This window comes from Bifidobacterium sp., assembly GCF_050874245.1.
Lineage (GTDB): Bacteria > Actinomycetota > Actinomycetes > Actinomycetales > Bifidobacteriaceae > Bifidobacterium.
The window spans coordinates 1-18,938 of the sequence record NZ_JBNMKH010000025.1 but is presented as its reverse complement, the minus strand read 5'-3'; the positions used below and the strand labels follow the sequence as shown (position 1 = coordinate 18,938).

The following is an 18,938-nucleotide window of genomic DNA, read 5'->3' as shown; positions in this document are numbered from 1 at the left end:
ATGAACGTGACAGAACGCAAGACCATTGTCTATCCGAACCCGCAGGTGTTGGCCGAGGCTGTGGCCGCCCGCACGCTGCTGACCATCATCGACCTGTTGGCCGAGCCGAACCGCACGCGTGTGGACATCGCCGTGACCGGAGGCACCGACGGCAACCGCGTGTTCGCCGCGATGAATGCGAGCCCGTTGAACGATGCCGTGGACTGGAGCCGCGTGCACGTCTGGTGGGGCGATGAGCGTTTCGTGACGGCCGATGACGACGACCGCAATGCGAAGCAAGCCTGCAAAGCCTGGTACGGCGCGCTTGTGGAGAGCGGACGTATGCCGGCCGGGAACATCCACGCGATGCCGGCGGACACGCGCGGCGCCGATGAGATTATCGGCGCCTCCCCCGAACAGACCGATGCGGTGCTGGCCGATGCCGCCGCGGAATATCAGCGTGAGCTCATCGAGCAGCTGGGTGACGAACCGGCATTGGACATCGCAATGTTCGGCATGGGCCCGGACGCGCATTTCGCCTCCCTGTTCCCCGACCATGGCGAGGCCGAAATCAGCGACCCGCACGTGCTGGTCGCAGGTGTGCGAGATTCGCCGAAGCCGCCGCCGCTGCGCCTGACGCTGACCGTGCCGATGATCGCCCGTTCGAAGCACACGTGGGTGTTCACCTCCGAAGAGCGCAAGGCCAATGCGGTCAAGGCCGCGTTCGCCCAGCAAAACAATCCGCATGCCCCGAGCTCCTACGCCGATGGTGAGGAACTGCTCTGGCTCATCGATGAGGGTGCAGCCTCCAAGCTGTGACGCTCATCAGAAACAATCAAAGATGGGGGGTATTTCCACGGTTCATGGCCGCGGATATACCCCCCATCTTTGATTGTTTTTAACTGTTTCGACGCATGATTTCCACCGAACGTTGTTTCCGTAGGTGGTTTTGTGTTTCCGTAGGTGGTTGCCTCAAGTATCGGAGATGAGAAAAGGCCGGTTTTCTGCCTTTTCCGTGGTGCGTATCCAGGCCCAACCACCTACGGAAGCCAACAACCGCCTACGGAATGTGAACGAACGCTTAGATATGCCAAAAGGCCTCGCGATGCGAGTACTGGCCGTCCCAATCATCGAACCGGAATTGCTTCGGTTCAACAATCGAGTATGGCCGTAAGGCATCACGAGGCCTTTTGGCTGAAGCTTCCTAGCTTTGTACTGCGGAAAGATCAGGCTTCGATCTCTTCGCGGCCCGGCTCGGCCCACAGGGTGTGGAACGCGCCCGGCTGGTCCACGCGCTGGTAGGTGTGGGCGCCGAAGTAGTCGCGCTGGCCCTGGATCAGGGCGGCGGGCAGGCGCTTGGAGCGCAGGCCGTCGAAGTACGACAGGGACGAGGCGAACGCCGGGGTCGGCAGGCCGTTGATGGCGGCCTGGGCCACCACGTTGCGCCAGGATTTCTCGGCGGTTTCGATGGCGTTCTTGAAGTACGGGGCGAACAGCAGCGACACGTTGGCCTCGCCGGATTCGAACGCTTCGGAGATGCGGTTGAGGAACTTCGCGCGGATGATGCAGCCGCCACGCCAGATGCGTGCCACGGCGGCCAGGTCGATATCCCAGCCGTATTCCTTAGCGGCGGTGGTGATCTCGTTGAAGCCCTGGGCGTAGGCGACGATCTTGGAGGCGTAGAGGGCCTGGCGGATGTCTTCGATGAAGGCCTTCTTCTCCTCGTCGTTCAGGTTCAACTCGCCGCTCGGACCGGCGAAGCCCTGCTTCTGGGCTTCCTCGCGCAGGTCCGCCTCGGAGGACAGGCCGCGGGCGAACACGGCCTCGGCGATGCCGGTGACCGGCACGGCCAAGGACAGTGCGGTCTGCACTGTCCAGGTGCCGGTGCCCTTCATGCCGGCGTGGTCCACGATGAGGTCGACCAGCGGCTTGCCGGTCTTTTTGTCGACCTGGTGCAGCACTTCGGCGGTGATCTCGATGAGGTAGGAGTCGAGTTCGGTCTTGTTCCACTCCTCGAACACGTCGCCGATCTCGGCCGGGGTCATGCCCAGGCCACGGCGCATGAGGTCGTAGCTTTCGGCGATGAGCTGCATGTCGGAGTATTCGATGCCGTTGTGCACCATCTTGACGAAGTGTCCGGCGCCGTTGAGACCGATGTGGGTCACGCACGGTTCGCCTTCGGCCTTGGCCGCGATGGATTCGAAGATCGGCTTCAGGGTCTTCCAGGATTCTTCGGAGCCACCGGGCATCATGGACGGCCCAAGCAGGGCGCCCTCCTCGCCGCCGGAGACACCGCAGCCCACGAAGTGCAGGCCACGCGCGCTGATTTCCTTCTCACGGCGGATGGTGTCCGGGAAGTAGGAGTTGCCGGCGTCGACGATGATGTCGCCCGGCTCCATAAGGTCGGCGAGCGCGTTGATCATGGCGTCGGTGGGCGCGCCGGCCTTGACCATGATGATGGCGGTGCGCGGCTTGGTGAGGCTGTCGACGAACTCCTCAAGCGTCTTGGCCGGGTAGAATTCGCCTTCGGTGCCGTGCTCGTTCATGAGCTTTTCGGTACGGGCGTAGGTGCGGTTGAACACAGCGACCTTGTTGCCGTGGTGTGCGAGATTACGTGCGAGGCTACCGCCCATTGCGGCCAAGCCGACGACGCCGACGTTTGCTTCAGCTGACATGCTGGTCCCTTTCGTGGAGAAACGTAGTACTTTACAAACCTTCCTTAGTGTAGCGCCGAGCGCGTCCAAAACGGACGCACATCTCAAGTCCGGGTCCGACCGAAGGTCATCGACGTGAGGACATCATCACAGGCGCCGCCTTCGGGCGAATCGGACAAAAGGCCAGTCGTATTGCGATGCGAACATTCCAGTTCTGCTGAATCCGTGAATCAGTCGTTTTTGGCCGGCACAATGGTTCGGACGAACCGCATGGCTTCGATCGGCGTGAGCGACGGCACGTAGGCCTGCGCCACGGCGAGCGATATCTGCGGTAGTTTGGCTGCGTCCGGATAGCAGATGTACACCTTGGATTCGTCGGGGTGGAACTTGAGCTTGAAACGGAACAGGGAATGGAATCCGTAGGCCGGTTCCATGATGTCGGCCACCATCTGCAGCACATGGTCGAGCACGGCGCTCTCCCCCTGTTCGCCTTCTCCACCGCCCATGCCGGCAAGCGGCGCCGCGGACAGACTCATGAATCGCACCTTGCCTTCGTCCCGTAAACGTTCGGCCATTCGTGCGATGAGGAATTCCATGATGCCGTTGACGCTGTCGGTGCGATGACGCATGAAATCGAGGGTCCAGCCGACCACTTCACCGTTTTCGTAGGTCGGCAGCCAGCTGGTGACGCCGAGGACCTTGCCGCTGTCATCCACCGCGTACAGCAGTTTGACACGTGGGTCGACCAGCTCGTCCACGCCACCCAGGGTGAAGCCCATTTCCGGCAATGCCTTCTCACCGGCCCATTGCGCGGAAATCTCACGAATCTGCGTCTGCACGGAGAATGGTGATTCCTTGAAGGTGGAAAGCACATCGGTAATGCCGTCACGCTTGGCTTTGTTGATGGCAGTGCGCACATCCTGCCATTTCCTGCCGCGCGTCTGCCATGCGGCCGGATCGACCACCATTTCGGTACCGACATCGAGCGCATTCCAACCAGAGGCGACCAGAACGTCACGCTGGGAGGCATGCACGCTGTAGAACACCGGGGTCAGGGAACGCCGAGCACAAAAATCGGTAAAGGCGCGCAGATCGTCCTCGTATTCGGCCGAATCGCCGAATGGTCCGGTGACGGTCAACGCCACGCCATACGACACCCGGTAGGCAATGCCGGAACGTCCCGTGTCCGAAAACCAGTAATCGTTGCCCTTCCATGTGGCCATGAACGACATGGATTCGCCACCGAGTTCAATGATCCTGTCCACATGGTGGCGGTAGATGTCGTCCACCATGGAACGGTCTCGCAGACAATTCCAAGCGCAATAGAGCGCGACTATCCAGAACACCGGTCCCACACACTGGTAGACGAATTCCGACAGCGGTCCGACCGGCACAAATGCCGGTTCGACGCCGCTCAACAGACCAATCGGCAACAGGCGTTGCACAAAGTCGGCAATCAGGTCGATAAGCAGCGGGGTCTCGTTGAAACCGGACGGCGTGGACAGGCCGTAACCGACATACAGCAGTCCCAATACCACGAACGTGGCGAACGTGACGGCGACGCCACGCATCACGATCTCAGCTTTCGTACGGATGGTGAAGCATCTGCGGAACAGGACGATGACGACGATGAACAGCAGAGGCAAGGCCACTGTGGCGAACATCGCATGGAACGCCCCGTGCCGCCGCAGCGCCGATATCGCGTCCATATATGCGCCGGCGACGGAGCCGTCCACGTAGGAGAGCGGAATCGCCACATAGAACACCGCCGAAAGCGCGACGGCGCACACGTCGAACACAATGCTCAATATGGCGGCGAAGCGACGTCCGCGATACAGACCCCAGGCGATGAGCAGCAGCATCAGCGTCGGCATGATGGACACCAGCCAGTTGCCGGGCATGGTGAGACGCATCATGCGGTACTGCGTGAAGCAGTCCGTACGCGACGCTCCGTTAAGACAGTCGATCACACGTCCGGTATCGAAGTCGGTGGAACCGGTCAACAAGCCGAATGTGGACAGCAGACCGAACGCTTGACGCGATGAGACGGCCACGAGCGATCCGATGGCCTGCACTCCCGCGGCCACGCCGACCAGCCGGCGCATCTCATAGACCGCACCGTGCCGGTATTCGTCGCCATGCGTGGCCGAGGACATCAGGTAGCCGAGCACATGGCCTATCAAGGCGGCGGCGAGCAGGCAATAGTCGCTTGCCTCGCCACGGTAGAGAAACATGATGAGCACGACCGCGTAGCCGATCACACGGATGCGTCGGCGCCACAGCAGGGCCGTGAACGCGCTGGCGCACATGAGCGTTCCCGCGACAAGAATCAGCGGGCCGAGGATGGCGCCGTCATGTGAGATCGCATGCCATTGCGGACTGTGTCCGTCGGACAGGGAGCACAATCCCATGCCCAACGCCATACCGCCCAAGGTGGTGATGACGGAGACCCAGACGGTTTTGGCTTTGCCGATTACCGATTCCGCCAAACCGAACGCAATCAGAATAAGCGGAATGTCGATGAGCAGGCGACCCAGATCCGGCACATACAGCATGGATATCGGCGCGGTGTACCAGTGTCCGTGCGCGAGGGCCTCGAAACTGACTCTGGCGAGGCGCGGTGGGAACGGCTGTCGGATGAGCGCGCATACGATCCGCGTGGCCACATTGACGAACGCGACGGCGAGAACGAAGCAGACGGTGAGCATGTGCCGTCTGAGCCACGTGGCCAGGTCAGCCAGCAACGCTTGGAAGCCGAACAACGGTTTCACGGATTGTTTTACGGAGGTTTTCGTGGATGATGTGACCGGTTTGCTTTGCGTTTGCGTCATGATGTTCCTTATGTTTACGTTTGGCGATTTCCGCGGCTTGTCCTATACGGCTGTCGGTCAGACCGAGACACGTTTGAGGTTCGGATAATCGGACAGGCTCGGTCTCACGCCGGAAAGCCCGGTGTCGTAGCCGAACACGGCGAGCCCATAACGCAGCACGTCCTGTACGGCATACCAGTCGTGCGCATTGCCGATCGATTCGACGGCGGTGACATGCATGCCGGCTTTGGCCGCGACCGGAGCAATCGTTCTGATGTTGCGCACGGAGGTGGCATCCTCCTCTCCCGCGCCCATGATGAGTGTCTGCTGGGCGGGCGAGTGGTCACGGATGGCATTGACCGGCACCTGGCTTTCGTAGGCTTCGGCATTGCCCTCGAAGAAACGGTCGATCATCTCCTGTCTAGTGCCGTTGGTCGGGCCGATCTCACTGTCGGTGGGAATCATGGTGCCGAACAGCTCCGGATGGTTCACGCCGATCTGCAGGGAGCACGTGGCGCCTTGCGAGAATCCCGCGATGGCCCAGTCCTTGGCGTCCTGCGCGGCCGGAAGGTTGTTCTTCACCCAATCGACCACATCCCGGGTCAGATAGGTGAACGCATTGCCGTACACCTTCGAATCCACGCACAGCGTGTTGTGCGAGTCGTCTCCGAGCTGGTCCGCCGCGATGACGATGGGGGCGAGCCCCTCATGGTCCTTCGCGTATCCGTCCATCATGGTTTGGATGCCGCCGGCCTGAAAGGCACGGCCCGGACTGCCCGGCTGACCACTCATCATTAGGATGACCGGCAGAGCCGGCTTGAGTTTCCCTTTCGCGAGCGCCGCCGGCGGCAGATAGACGAGCGCCTTACGCGCCTTGAAATGCGATTCCGCGGCTGGAATGTCGATTTTGCTCACCGTTCCGTTCAACGGGATGTTCCGGATGGCATCGCCGGCCACCTGTCTACGCCACTGGGATACGGGAATGAGATTCTTGCGTTTGACCAGTCCGGTCAGATTGGCCTGACTATAGGAATCGTCACCGAACAGCGAGCCGATGGTGGCGTATTCACCGTACGATTGGTCGATGCCGATCGCCACCGCCGATATGGCGGATACGACAAGCAGCGCCGCGGCCGCACGCATCATCCCTTTGCGCAGGGCGATGTGCGTGGCCGCGAATCCGACCGCGGCAAATCCCACGCCCGCCCATGCCATGACACGAGGTCCCAATCCGACGCCGAAAACCACGAACACGTCGGACAGCAGCCATGTGAGCGTATAACCGGCCGCTCCGGAAATCGCAGCCGCAACCAACGGCAACACGATCAGCCGGATGCGTCCGCTCCGCCCATCCCGTCCGTTTCGTCCGCCGATCGCGCCGACCAGCAACGTCACGGCCAACGTCACGGCGATGGCAAACACCACCGTCGGCAGCCATCCCTCGACCAGGCTCACATTCATCAGCCACTGACGCATAGCTTCCATCCCCAACGCATTGGTTTTCCTGCAACTTTTCCTACAACCCGACAGTTGTAGTACGCGAAGCCTCGGATGCGGGTCGTTCTTGGGACTGATTTCGCGCAAGGGTTCAGGGAAAACCCTGAAACCGCCGTGGAACGTTCACTCTCGGCGTATGGTTTTGACTATGACACACATATTCGAAGCGTCGAACGTGCATTGTTCGATCATGGTCGACGGCGAGCGCCGCACCATTTTCTCCGGACTGTCGTTCGCCATCGATGCCGGCGAGATCGTGGACCTGGTAGGACCGTCCGGCGCAGGCAAAAGCTCGTTGCTTACCGCCTTCGCACGGCTCAATCCGCGCGCGGACGGCGAGTACCGTCTTTTGGGCCGCCCTGTTGATGATTTCACCCCGCAACAGTGGCGCGCGCAGGTCGCGTATCTGCCGCGGAAACCGGTGCTTCTCGGTGAGACGGTGGCGCAGGCGATTCGGCTTCCGTTCACGCTTGCCGTACGGCAGTCGTCGAAACCGGGTTCGCGCAAGACGCCTCCCACCGACGTTCTACCGGACGCCAAAATCCGAAAGACGCTGGACGATATGGGATGCGAAGACATCGATCTGGATCGTCCACCACATGACCTGTCGGGCGGCCAAGCGGCACGCGTGAGTCTTGCGCGGACGCTGCTGACGAATCCCAAGGTCCTGCTCGCCGACGAGGTGGATGCCGGGTTGGATGACGAGAACGCCGAGAAGGTGGCGTCGATCCTTGCCGGCGCGGCCGCGGACGGCATGGCGATCGTCCGTATCCGGCATCGGCAGCCGGACGGTCGTGCGTCACGTATCATGTGTCTTTCCGACGGGACGCTCGCACAGGTCATGACCGACACCGGAAACGACGATTCGGAAGGGAACGTGGCATGAACGGCAATTACTATGCGATTGACATCTGGGGCCTCATCGTGGCACTCGTCATGGTGGCCATCGCGGCCGGCATATCCGAGATCATGCGCATGGGCATCGGACGTACGCTGCTCTGGTCGGCCTGCCGTGCGCTGCTGCAGTTGTGCGCGATGGGCTTCATCATGGAGTACGTCATACGTTCGGGCAATCCCTGGCTGGTGCTGTTGCTCGTGGCGTTCATGCTCATCGCGGCCGTGCAGATCACCCTCTCTCGTGCGAAGGGCGTGCCGAAAGGCCTTGCCGGCCCGGTGTTCCTGAGCTTGGTCGTGACTATGCTCATCATGATCTCGTTGGTCACCGAGCTCATCATCCGTCCGCAGCCATGGTACGCACCGCAACTGGTGGTGCCGCTGACCGGCATGCTGCTGGGCAACACCGTCTCGGCGCTTGCCGTGGGATTGAGCCGGTTCTTCGAAAGCATGAAGGAGCGGCGCGACGAAGTGGACACACTGCTCGCCCTGGGAGCCACCACATGGGAGGCCTCTCGTCCAAGCATCGTCTCTTCCATCCGCCTGGGTCTCATGCCCACCACCGCGTCGCTCGCCTCAGCCGGAATCGTGACGGTTCCAGGCATGATGGCCGGTCAGATCATCGCCGGAGGGAATCCCATCGATGCGGCGAAATACCAGTTTATGGTCCTCGCAAGCATCGCGGCGCTCACATTGATGGCCGACAGCATCATCATGCTGATCGTCTACAAACGCTGTTTCACCGCGATCGACCAGTACAATCCGGTGGAACGGTAGCGTCAGATGCACATTATCCTTCGAATCGTCCACCGTTTTGCGATGAGGTGACGAGTGGCGCGCGTACAGTGTCGGGTATGGCAGAACAAGCAGAAACCATCATCTCCAAGCAATACACGACGCCGTTGAAGCAGCCGATTGATCAGGACATCAACCTGTTCGACTTCCTCGACAGGCGTGCCACCGCGAATCCGAACGGTTCGATGGTCGAATACAAAGGGGACGACGGCGCATGGCATTCCTTCAGCGCGGAGGAGTTTCGCCAGAAAGTCATCGACATCGCCAAGGGATTGATTGGCTGGGGTGTGCGCAAGGGTGAGGGCGTGGCCATCATCGCGCACACCAGCTGGCAGTGGACGGCTTTGGACATGGCGGTCATGGCCGTCGGAGCCCTCACCGTTCCCGTGTATGAGACGAATTCCGCCACGCAGATCCGCACCATCTTCAACGATTCCAATGTGGTGCTCGCCGTCGCCGAAGACGACGCGCAACGCGACAAGGTCGAATCGATCCGTCATGAGGCGCCTACGCTCCGTGATGTGCTCATGTTCGACGCCGACGCACTGGACACCATCATCGAATTCGGCAAAGGTGTCTCCGACGAGGAGTTCTGGAACCGTAAGAACGCCACCCACGGCGACGACCTTGCGACCATCGTCTACACCTCCGGCTCCACGGGAGCCCCGAAGGGCATCGAAATCTCGCATGGCAACATGGCGTATCTGTGCGAATCGGCGAAACAGTATATGCCACGGGCCTGCAATATCCCCAATCGCCGTCTGTTGCTGTTCCTGCCGTTGTCACATGTGTTCGCGCGCTTCATGGCGCTGCTGAGCTTCGCCGGCACGCTCCAGCTGGGTCTCAGCGGCAATATGAAGACCATCGTGAAGGATTTCGAATCCTTCGGCCCGACTCTGCTGCTGGCGGTCCCCCGCGTGTTCGAAAAGGTGTACAACGCCGCTTCGCAGCGCGCAGGCGGCGGTTTGGCGGGCAAACTGTTCGTCCGCGCCACGAAGACGGCGAAGGACTGGTCCCGGGCCCAGCAGGAGGGACGCAAACCGTCGGTGTCGACCCGCGTGGCCCACGCGTTTTACGAGCGCATCGTCTATCGGAAGATCCGCACCATCTTCGGCCCCAATGCCGACTTCGCCATCACCGGTGGCGCTCCGATGGACCCTGAGCTTTCGCATTTCTTCAATGGCATCGGCATGCCACTGCTTGAGGGCTACGGCATGACCGAAACCTGCGGTCCGGTCTGCGTGAGCCTGCCGGAGAACAACCGCATCGGCACCATAGGACAGCCTTTGTGCGGCGTGACCGCCGGAATCGCCGATGATGGGGAACTGTGCGTCAAGGGCGGCAGCGTATGCATGGGATACCACAACAATCCCGATATCACCGCCCAGCAGATCACCGACGGGTGGCTGCACACCGGAGATCTGGGCGATATCGACGAGGACGGATTCGTACATATCACCGGCCGAAAGAAAGATCTGATCATCACCGCCGGTGGCAAGAACGTCTCCCCCGGACAGCTCGAAGCATCCGTCATGACATCCCCCGTCGTCGACCAATGCCTGGTGATCGGTGATCGCAAACCGTTCGTGGCGGCATTGGTGACGCTTGACCTCGCCGATGCGAACACCTGGCTGAAGGCGCGCGGAGCCGAGCCTGCCGAATCACTGTCTGATCTGGCCGCGAATCCAATCGTCCATGCCGAAGTGGAACGTGCGGTCAATCAGGCGAACGAAAGCGTCTCCCGCGCTGAATCGATCCGCAAGTTCGAGATCCTGCCGGACCGCTTCACCCAGGAGAATGGCATGCTCACCGCGAGTCTTAAGACGCGCAGGGCACAAATTGTGGCCCACTACCGCACATTGATCGACACCGTGATCTATACGCCGAAGAAGAAGTAGTCCCAGTTTCGGTAGTCACGGTTTCGCGGCGAACAGATTCACAACTAACAGACGAAGGGGTGGCTCATCGTATCGAATCTTTGATGCGATGAACCACCCCCTTCGTCGTATGGCGCCCAGAGCTCAGCGTGTGCGGAATGGCGCCTTGCGGATGTTCGCGTGGCGGCGATACGACCTGCCTTGACGTTCGCCGGCATGCTTGTCGTGACGCTCGCCATGGCCACCGCGGCGGCCGGACTCGTCATGGTTGCCGTATTTGGCTTCCATACGACGATCATGGCGTTTCGCGTCCTCGCCGCGCTCGTCCTGAATCACGCGGATCGGCTTGCGATGGATGCGCTTGCCTCCCTGCGACCGTTCGTCACGATCCGGACGCACGTTGCGATTGGAACGGTGTTCGTCATCGTGACGACGTTCGTTGCGAGCTTCAGCCTTGCGCTGCTTTTTGGTGGGTACTCCCTGTTTTTTGGAGAACTGCTTTCCGCTATTCTTGCCACGCTGGCCGGAACGATCGTCGGAACGATGCCGACGATCGTCAGATTTGCGTTGTGCGGCCGCTTCGGCGCGCTGCTGCTCATGCAGACGCGCATACTTCTCACGGCGCTTATCGTTGCGCTTCGCCTCACGCTGCTCGCGACGCTCCTCCTGAATCTCGGGATGTTCCCAGCGATGTTCGCGCGCCTCGTATTCACGGTTGTCGCGGCCTTCGAATTTGGCCGCGCGACGCTCGGCACGGTTCTGCTTCGGTTCGAAACGCTGTTCGCGCTCATCGCGGCCAGCGCGTTCCTCCTGCTTTCCTCGGCCGTCGTGGTTCCTGCGTTCGGACTTGAATGGCTTGCCGCCCTTGTCCTTGCCTCGATCCTTGTTGCGTCCGCCGGAACGGTTGACACGTCCGGAACGTTCGCCACTTTCCGTGGAACCGTTGCCGCCCTTGCCGTTCTTTCTGCGACGGGGATTTCCGGCCGGCTGGGACTGCTCAAGAGTCCATCCGAATCGCGGTTCGGCCGGTTCGCCCACCAATTCCAACACTTCCGGGGAGTCGTGGGTCACTTCGATCGGTTTGATCTTCAAACCAGCCTCGTGCAGCATACGACGGGTGCGTCGGCGCTGGTTGGGCAGCACGATGGTCACCACATCACCGGAATGGCCGGCACGGGCGGTTCGTCCGGAACGATGCAGGAAGGACTTCGGGTCTTCCGGAGGCTCCACCTGCACCACAAGCTCCACACCGGACACATCGATGCCGCGGGCCGCCACGTCAGTGGCCACCATGACGTTCACGTCTCCGGATTCGAAGGCCGCGAGGTTGCGGTCGCGCTGGTTCTGACTCAGGTTGCCGTGCAGTTCGGCGGCGGGAATGCCGTTCTTCGTCAGATCCTTGGCAAGCTTCTGCGTCTGGAACTTGGTACGGGTGAACAGGATGCGGCGACCTTTGCCGGAAGCGAGGGTGCGCACCAGCTCGTGACGGTCGCCCTGCGTGGTTTCGAACACGTGGTGGGTCATCTCGTCGACCGCGGCCGTGGCGGAGTCGACGCTGTGCACTTTCGGATCGGTAAGGAACGTGTTCACAACCTCGTCCACACCGTGATCGAGCGTAGCAGAGAACAACATGATCTGCGCGTCGAACGACACCTGTCCCAGCAGTCGCTTGACCGGTGGCAGGAAGCCCATGTCGGCCATCTCGTCGGCCTCGTCGATGACGGCGACCTCGACCTTCTCCAACGTCAACGCATGCTGCTCAAGCAGGTCCTCAAGACGTCCGGGGCAAGCGACCACGATGTCGGCGCCGGCCCGCAGATCGCGGATCTGACGGGCATAACGCACGCCACCGTACACCGTGGTGGTGGTCATGCCGTAGATCTGGGCGAGCGGCATCAGCACGTCGTTGATCTGGTTGGCCAGCTCACGTGTCGGTGCCAGCACCAGGCCGCGGGGGTGCGGCAGGAAATCATCGGCACGACGCTCCTCGGCATGGCCCTTGCGCACCTGCTCCACCTCATGGCGGAACTGGCTCATGTTCTCGTAATCGTCGGCATCCACCTCTCCCAGACGGGCGACCAGCGGAATCGAGAACGCCAGGGTCTTGCCGGAGCCGGTACGGCCACGGCCAAGGACATCGCGTCCGGCCAGGGAATCAGGAAGCGTGTCGGCCTGGATCGGGAAAGCGGTTTTCTTGCCGTCGGCCGCGAGCACGCGGACCAGCGGGCCGGGAACTCCAAGTTCAGCGAAGGTCAGTGGACGTTCCTCCTCGCCGGTCTCATCGAAATCGGAGGCGAGGGCATCTTCATTTTCAATAACAGCGGTATCGGGCACAATGGCCTTTCATGTCAAACATTGCGCACGTTGCGCAAACCTATTAACAATAGCCCACGCCCGATACTTTCCCGGTATGGGACCGGTCTGGGAAGGTGGAACGGTTTGCAGGCCGGAATCGCCATATGACATCATTCACGCGATATGTGAACGCAGCAGATACGGCGAAGCGCCCGTCGGCTACTTGTCGGCGGGCGCTTCGTGGTCCATTTGAACTGTCTGGACGCGTCTTGCGTCACAGTATGTCCGGATCGTCCTTGGCGATGGTGCCGGTCGCCTTGCCGATGGCCTTGAGGCCGTGATAGGCGATGAGGATGACGACGGTGCCGATAGCGATGCCGTTGAACGAGATGCCGTTGATGGCGAACTCGAACTGGCCGATGGCGATGATCATGGTGATGGCGGCCACCATGACGTTGACCGGCTTGTCGAAGTTGACCTTGTTCTCGACCCAGATGCGGATGCCGACCATGCCGATCATGCCGTACAGCAAGGTGGTCACGCCACCGAGCACGCCGGCAGGAATGGTGTTGATGATGGCGCCGAACTTCGGGCACAGCGACAGGATCAGTGCAAACGCGGCGGCGCACCAATACGCAGCGGTGGAATACACCTTGGTGGCGGCCATCACACCGATGTTCTCGCCATAGGTGGTGGTGCCGGAGCCTCCGCCGAAGCCGGCGATGGTGGTGCCGAGACCGTCGGCGAACAGCGCGGTGCCGATCTGGTCGTCATAGTCGCGGCCGGTCATTTGGGAGACGGACTTGACATGGCCGACATTCTCGGCGACGAGCACGAGCACCACCGGAATGAACATCGGCAGGATGGTGAAGTCCACCTGCGGCAGGCGGAATTCCGGCAGACCGATCCACGCGGCCTTGCCGATGGCGGAGAAGTCGACCTGTCCGCGGAAGCATGCGTACGCGTAACCGATGATCACGCCGATGAGGATGTTGAGGCGGCCGAGCAGGCCCTTGAACAGCACCGCGACAAGCAGCACCGCGACGAGGGTGATGATGGCAGTGTCGGGCGCCACCTTGAAGTTGTTCCAGACGCTCGGAGCCAGATTGAAGCCGATGATGGCCACGATGGCGCCGTTGACGACCGGCGGCATGATGATGTCGATCCATTTGGCGCCCGCATAGTGCACCAGCACGCCGATCAGGGCCAGCAGGATGCCGGTGACCATGATGCCGAAGGACGCGACCTCAAGACCCTTGTGGGCGCTGGCCACGGCGGCGATCGGCGCGATGAAGCCGAAGGACGAGCCCAAGTAGCTCGGCAGCATGTTCTTGTTGATCAGCAGGAACAGCGCGGTCGACATGGCCGTGAAGAACAGGGTGGTGGATGGGTCGAAACCGGTCAGAATCGGCACCAGGAAGGTGGCACCGAACATGGCGATGACGTGCTGCGCGCCGATTTCCGCGGTGCGCGGCCAGGTCAGACGTTCATCCGGCTCGACGACCTCGCCGGGCTTCAGCGTTTTGCCGTCGCCGTGGAGCTTCCACGTGAACAGGCCCGCGATTGGATTGGACATGTGATTGTCTCCTAACTCTCTCACGGCACGAAATACAACGGTCGTGCCGTACAATCACACGCCATTGTAATGGCACCGCAGATACGAGAGGCCTCAGCGCAAGTAGGGGGCACCAATCGCAAGCAGACAAGACAGATGAATCGTATATCCGTGGTATGTCACAGGTGACGGTCAACGGCGTGCACCACGTCCACCAGATCGCCGTTCGACAGAACGGGACGTTTGAATTCACGCCATTCGTCCACCTTCACCACCCAGCGCCCATCCGTCTCGTCAAGCACCGGACGCGCCGTCTGCTCCCAACGGAACCGCTTATGAGTACGCCCGGTTGCCGGATCGCGACGCGAATAATGGAAGCATGTGCAGTTGGTGATCTTCCATTCATCGGAGGCCGCGCGATGCATGAATTCCTCGTCGGACAAGTCCTCCAAAGTGAGCATAAGCGCCAGCATGAGGTCGCCGTGACTGACCATCACCACGGATTCCGCATCCGACTTGCGGTTCAGGGATGTGAGCAGATTATGCACGCGGTTCTCGGCCACATCGGCGATGGACTCGCCCGCCGGCGGACGCCAGTACAGTGGATCAGTGTTCTTGAACATCCAGTTGCGCGCGTAATTGGTTTTGAAATCGTCTTTCGTGATGGTATTGATCTCACCCCAGGAGCGTTCGCGCAGCACGCGTGTCTCCTCCCATTTCGCCTTAGGCAGGGCCATCGTGGCAGCCGTCTCACGCGTGCGCACGTACGGCGAGACGAGGTAGCGGTCGAACAACGGCTGCTGTGAGACCAGCCAGCGGCCGATGCAGTCCGCCTGCTTGCGGCCGGTGGCCGTAAGCCTCCACGAACGGTCGGGCACGGTGACGTTGTCCTGCGTATACAGCGAGTTGTCACCCTGTTCACCGGCGCTGATGATGACGTTCGCCTCCGACTCGCCATGTCGGATCACATACAGATCAAGGGGCATTCCCATATTCGTTTATTCCTTCGCTTTCATCCACATCCTGCGCGCACGTTCCTTGTTCCACCGTTCATTCGGCCGGTGGTGCGCATCATCATTGAATGCTTCCACCGTAGCTGATTCGCGCGTGTTTCGCACGCGCGGACACGTCGATTTCACGATTGGCACACCCGAATTTCGCGGTGCCGTCACCGGCGGTTCACCGCAACCGGCGTGGTAGACGCCGTGATCGCAATCACTCCGGCCAGATGCCGTTCTGCGCGTACTTGGTGCGGTACTCCCCCGGCGTCATGCCGGAATGTTTTTTGAACACCTTCGAGAAGTGGCTTTGCGACCGGTATGCGAGGATCTGGGCGATCTCGTCGAAGCTGTATTCCGAGTATTTGAGCATGTTCTCGGCCGCTTCCATACGCTTGTCGGTGATGTATTGCGATATGGCCGTGCCCGTTTCGCGTTTGAACAGCTCCGACAGATACGTGGGATTCAGATGCACATGCTCAGCGAGAATGGGCACGGTGATTTTCTCATGCAGATGGTAGTGGATGTAGTCCAGGCATTCGTTGACGGCTTTGGAATGTGTTTCCGCCTTCTGCATGTCGGCCATGGCCCATGTGAAGAATGTCATCATGTCGGTGTGCAGTCGGCGCACGTCTTCCGGGGTCTTGCAATTGTCAAGATCTTGAATGTACAGATCGGAGGCGTTGTATGCGTCTTCCTCGTCCATGCCACCTTCAATGGCGAAACGCGTGGCCAAGGTAATGGTGGTGACGAAACGGTATTTCGCGTTTTTCAGAGGATCGTCCGACAGATGGCCGTATAGTCCGGAATCCCACAGTTTCGCGCTTTCCGAAATGGCATTGATGTCACCGGAGCGCATCATGTCATACTGCTTCATTTCCTCAACGTAGCGATGGTGGCGTACCCGATCCTCACGTGAAAGAAAGTCCAGATACCCCAGTTTCGCCTCATCGACAACCGACATGATTCTCCCCCTGTTTTACTACCGTCCGCTATTTACGATCGTCCAGATCGAATCCTCCTTCAAGGATAAAGCTTTTCAGCAACTTGGTGGCGAGAAGATTCGCAGTGAATTGGGTGACAGAGCTATCCGGCTTGCTGAAAAACGCCTTTGCCAAAGGCTTGTTGATGGACGCTTTCAACTGGTCGAACCGACCAAATTCATTCAGCGTCGCTTCGGTAAGATCAAGCCGCATCATCTCGTTGAGCAAAGCTCCATCCACGCCAAACGCCTTGGTGATCTTCTCCACTTGGCTGTTCTTGGCGCTGTTAGCATAATACGTAATGTAGTCACGCAGCGTCTTGCCTTCCTCCAACTCGATTTCGCCACGTTCCACATCATGCATGAACAGTTCGGCGTACCGTTGTTCCTCTTGGCTGAGCGAAGCGAACGACTTATGCAATTCCTCCTCAGCTGATGCCAACAAAACTGGATCTCCTCCACCAAGCGCCTTGAGCCATTTGGTGAAGTTGGCGTTCATGTAATCCGTATCAATCAATCCCGTGTCGATTTCGGTGATATGCCCATCAAGATCGTATGGAGCCTCAGGACCCTCACTATGGCCTTCGCCATCTCCAGCAAACAACTCCTTGTATCGCTGAACGAGAATCAGGTATGTGCGTTCGTCAAGTTCCGGCCGCACAACCTCCACCGAACCATCGTCATGGGTGACGGAGTATTCCCGCTGCTGCCATGTAAATCCTTGTACTTTGGCGGCTTCAAGAAAATCATTGAGCTCCGAAAACAGCTTCGCGAACTTCCGGCATGCTTCCACGGACTCCGGCAGCTTCATGAAATCCTCCACGCCTTCGGCGCGAAACACGGAAGCGATCTCTTCGAAACGCGCATCCATCAGACGCACGTTTTCCGGCAGTTTCTGCACAAACAGATCAAGCGGCTTGTCTCCGGAATACAGTTTCACCGCTGCTTTGATATACCCTTTCATGGTATGCGGCTTGCGGTAGTAGCGTATCGTTCCGAAGGGCTTATCAGGGCCGAACAGTCTGTTCGTACGGCTGAACGCCTGAATGATGTTCTCGTAATCGATGATTTTGTCGAGATACAGCGTGTTGACCCACTTGGAGTCGAAGCCCGTCAGCATCTGGTCGACCACGATCAGCAGATCCAGCCGTTCCTCGCGATGCTGATCGACCGTCAGATATGGCCGCTTGTGGGAAAGCCGCGCCGTGATGTCCTTCTTCATCTTCGGCCATGTGGGGATGATGAAATCCTTGCCGAACAGTTCGTTGTAGTCGCCGATGATTTCCTGAAGCGCGTCCCCTTTGAGAATCGCGCCGTTGGAGTTATCGACATTGGGGTCGAACAGCGCGGTCACATGCATCTGCGGCGCACGCTCCTTGAACAAGCGATAATAGCTGATCGCCTCGGGAATGGAACTCGTGGCCAGCATCGCATGGAATTTGTTGCCCCTGCTCAGCAATGGGAATTGGTCGAGGATATCCTCCACAACCTTGCCCTCATGCGGGGTGCCCTGCGCGTACTGTGCCGAAGTCAGGTAATCCTCAATACCCTTGATGCGTTCTCCGGCCTGCGTTTCCATAGGTCCCATCGGCATTTGATTCGGATCCATGTAATGGTAGAACACTTCGGCTTTCGCCGGATCCGCTTGGGCTTCCTCAATCGTCGACGCCTTCGCCTTCTCCAATGCAACCACCTGGCGAACGTCCCTGTCTCGGTACGTCAGCACCATGTACGGGTCGAATCCGAGCACGTTGCCATCGCGGATGCCATCGGCGATGCTGTACCGGTGGAGGCAATCACCAAACACCATTGACGTAGTCGCGCCCTTCTTACGGTTCTCCTCATGAATCGGAGTGCCCGTGAAACCGAAATACAACGCGTTCGGGAAGGAATGGCGAATATCCTGCAGCATCTCGCCGAACGTGGAACGATGGCATTCGTCGATAATGAATACGATGCGTTTGCCAGCGAGCTTCTTCACTTCCTCTTCGGTGATATGCCCCTCGCCCGCTTTGATGTTGCTCATTTTCTGGATGGAGGTGACGATGAGTGTGTCTTTGGGGTCGATGCTTGCCAGTTTCGATTTGAGCACATCCGTGTTTTCCGTGCCCTGCACATCATCGGCATCATCCGCGAACGACCGGTATTCCAGCAGCGACTGCGTGCCCAATTCGACACGGTCCATGAGGAAGACCACCTTGTCGGCATCTTTCGAGCCAGCGATGAGCTGCGCAGCCTTGAAGCTGGTCATGGTTTTGCCCGAGCCGGTGGTGTGCCACACATAACCGCCCGGACGGCCCGGCGTGCCGCTTGGCACCGGCTCATCCCATTTGCAGGTGCGTACACGGTCGGAAATGGCGTTCACCGCCTGGTATTGGTAGCTGCGTAGCACTTTGAGGCATCCGTCTGCGGAATCGGCGACCGTATAGAACCCGATGAGCTGGTGTGCCATGGGAATGGATAGCAGATCAGATGTGAAACGCTTCCATTCATCCTGCCCGACATGGTTGTTCGCCGCTATGGGCTCATTGTTGAAGTCAGCCCAGTGGAAGAAGTAGTTGCTGTTGAAGTCGCCTTCGCCAGGATTGGCGAAGTACACGGC

The 18,938-nt window shown here is 59.8% G+C and carries 12 protein-coding genes; 4 read left to right on the top strand and 8 right to left on the bottom strand.

Features of this window, described 5'->3' with window-relative positions; translation table 11 throughout:
- Nucleotides 1-6: 6 nt before the first annotated feature.
- Nucleotides 7-798 carry a 6-phosphogluconolactonase gene (gene pgl / locus ACR0P8_RS04325; RefSeq protein WP_432623960.1) on the top strand — a complete coding sequence of 264 codons (792 nt, stop codon included), beginning with the start codon at nt 7-9 and terminating at the stop codon, nt 796-798.
- Nucleotides 799-1,205: 407 nt separating this feature from the next.
- Here the strand turns inward: pgl and gndA are convergent, their stop codons facing one another.
- The 3 genes from gndA to ACR0P8_RS04310 form a co-directional block, all read right to left on the bottom strand.
- On the bottom strand, nt 1,206-2,654 hold the full coding sequence (gene gndA / locus ACR0P8_RS04320) for an NADP-dependent phosphogluconate dehydrogenase (RefSeq protein ID WP_432623959.1): 1,449 nt from the start codon (nt 2,652-2,654) through the stop codon (nt 1,206-1,208).
- Nucleotides 2,655-2,863: 209 nt separating this feature from the next.
- Nucleotides 2,864-5,464 (bottom strand): bifunctional lysylphosphatidylglycerol flippase/synthetase MprF, encoded by a 2,601-nt coding sequence (locus tag ACR0P8_RS04315; RefSeq protein WP_432623958.1) that lies wholly within the window; start codon nt 5,462-5,464, stop codon nt 2,864-2,866.
- A 57-nt stretch (nt 5,465-5,521) separates the two neighbouring features.
- Entirely contained in the window at nt 5,522-6,919 is a 1,398-nt protein-coding gene (locus tag ACR0P8_RS04310) for an alpha/beta hydrolase-fold protein (protein WP_432623957.1), read from the bottom strand.
- A 169-nt stretch (nt 6,920-7,088) separates the two neighbouring features.
- Here ACR0P8_RS04310 and ACR0P8_RS04305 point away from each other — a divergent pair, with 169 nt between their 5' ends.
- From ACR0P8_RS04305 to ACR0P8_RS04295, 3 genes are all read left to right on the top strand, one after another.
- Nucleotides 7,089-7,826, top strand: coding sequence for an ABC transporter ATP-binding protein (locus tag ACR0P8_RS04305; protein ID WP_432623956.1), 738 nt, complete (start codon nt 7,089-7,091; stop codon nt 7,824-7,826).
- Nucleotides 7,823-8,611: an ABC transporter permease gene (locus ACR0P8_RS04300; RefSeq protein WP_432623955.1), complete on the top strand. Its 789-nt coding sequence runs from the start codon at nt 7,823-7,825 to the stop codon at nt 8,609-8,611. Before ACR0P8_RS04305 ends, ACR0P8_RS04300 begins: the two co-directional genes overlap by 4 nt.
- Nucleotides 8,612-8,688: 77 nt before the next feature.
- A complete protein-coding gene (locus ACR0P8_RS04295) occupies nt 8,689-10,527 on the top strand; it encodes an AMP-dependent synthetase/ligase (protein WP_432623954.1) in 1,839 nt (612 codons plus the stop codon).
- A gap of 123 nt (nt 10,528-10,650) precedes the next feature.
- Here the strand turns inward: ACR0P8_RS04295 and ACR0P8_RS04290 are convergent, their stop codons facing one another.
- The 5 genes from ACR0P8_RS04290 to ACR0P8_RS04270 all read right to left on the bottom strand — a co-directional run.
- The gene (locus ACR0P8_RS04290) at nt 10,651-12,822 is read right to left on the bottom strand and encodes a DEAD/DEAH box helicase (RefSeq protein WP_432623970.1); all 2,172 of its coding nucleotides are present in this window, start codon (nt 12,820-12,822) and stop codon (nt 10,651-10,653) included.
- A gap of 253 nt (nt 12,823-13,075) precedes the next feature.
- Nucleotides 13,076-14,365, bottom strand: coding sequence for a uracil-xanthine permease family protein (locus ACR0P8_RS04285; protein WP_432623969.1), 1,290 nt, complete (start codon nt 14,363-14,365; stop codon nt 13,076-13,078).
- Between the two features lie 170 nt (nt 14,366-14,535).
- Nucleotides 14,536-15,348 carry a histidine phosphatase family protein gene (locus ACR0P8_RS04280; protein ID WP_237936253.1) on the bottom strand — a complete coding sequence of 271 codons (813 nt, stop codon included), beginning with the start codon at nt 15,346-15,348 and terminating at the stop codon, nt 14,536-14,538.
- Between the two features lie 223 nt (nt 15,349-15,571).
- A complete protein-coding gene (locus ACR0P8_RS04275) occupies nt 15,572-16,318 on the bottom strand; it encodes a helix-turn-helix domain-containing protein (protein ID WP_046999804.1) in 747 nt (248 codons plus the stop codon).
- 28 nt (nt 16,319-16,346) lie between these two features.
- Nucleotides 16,347-18,938: type I restriction endonuclease subunit R, EcoR124 family (locus ACR0P8_RS04270; RefSeq protein ID WP_432623953.1), on the bottom strand; the 2,592-nt coding region annotated here is incomplete at its 5' end.

Coding starts and splice junctions, on each gene's coding strand:
- ACR0P8_RS04305 (WP_432623956.1), top strand. CDS start 7,089: ATGACACACATATTCGAAGCGTCGAACGTGCATTGTTCGATCATGGTC.
- ACR0P8_RS04295 (WP_432623954.1), top strand. CDS start 8,689: ATGGCAGAACAAGCAGAAACCATCATCTCCAAGCAATACACGACGCCG.
- gndA (WP_432623959.1), bottom strand. CDS start 2,654: ATGTCAGCTGAAGCAAACGTCGGCGTCGTCGGCTTGGCCGCAATGGGC.
- ACR0P8_RS04300 (WP_432623955.1), top strand. CDS start 7,823: ATGAACGGCAATTACTATGCGATTGACATCTGGGGCCTCATCGTGGCA.
- ACR0P8_RS04315 (WP_432623958.1), bottom strand. CDS start 5,464: ATGACGCAAACGCAAAGCAAACCGGTCACATCATCCACGAAAACCTCC.
- ACR0P8_RS04275 (WP_046999804.1), bottom strand. CDS start 16,318: ATGTCGGTTGTCGATGAGGCGAAACTGGGGTATCTGGACTTTCTTTCA.
- ACR0P8_RS04310 (WP_432623957.1), bottom strand. CDS start 6,919: ATGCGTCAGTGGCTGATGAATGTGAGCCTGGTCGAGGGATGGCTGCCG.
- ACR0P8_RS04280 (WP_237936253.1), bottom strand. CDS start 15,348: ATGGGAATGCCCCTTGATCTGTATGTGATCCGACATGGCGAGTCGGAG.